General features: G+C 61.4%; 1 protein-coding gene. It reads right to left on the reverse strand.

The window, feature by feature from the left end:
* Positions 1-226: 226 nt before the first annotated feature.
* On the reverse strand, positions 227-629 hold a 403-nt coding region (locus ACWTU8_RS31875), incomplete at its 5' end, for a DUF2000 family protein (protein WP_455851261.1).

The following is a 629-nucleotide window of genomic DNA, read 5'->3' on the forward strand; positions in this document are numbered from 1 at the left end:
GTGAAGAAGACATAGGTGGTAAGCATGCACAGGATCGCCACCGGCGGCGTCGCGCTCTCGACATATCTTTGGGAAGCATTCACTTGCTGGCCGGGGAAAAGCTGGGCTGGAGCCCACCTTTGCGGGAATTGTCGCTTGCCGGCAAGCCTATTGTCGGCCGCTGCCGCGCCGCTAAGCTTGCTGGCACAACAATAGAAGCCGCCAGGCTTAGTCCAAGCCTCCCGCGCTATGCCTCCATACGGGCGCCCTTGGTGATCTTGTCGACCACCTTCTTCTCGGCACGCAACGCAATGCCGACCGCCTTGGCGTCCTCGGGGCCGAATTGCGCGAAGACGGCGCGATTGGCGGCGTCGAAGCCGGTCGAAAACATCTCCTCGACATAGAGCGAGGTCGTCACACCGCGTTCCAGCGCGCGCCGATGGATCGTGGCGAGCGTCGCCTGGTCTGCCGACAGCACGATGACCGGCTGGATCGAGAGGGGATTGTAAAGATTGCCTGAGCGGTCGCGATAGGGCTCGCCGATGATGTCGGGAAACTGCGCGACGATGCCGCTGGTCAGAAAGGCGGTGACGTTGAGTTTCTGCCAGACGGGCAAGTCTTCCCGCAGGACGATTGCAAATTTCGTATCG

The organism is Mesorhizobium sp. BHbdii, assembly GCF_053848045.1.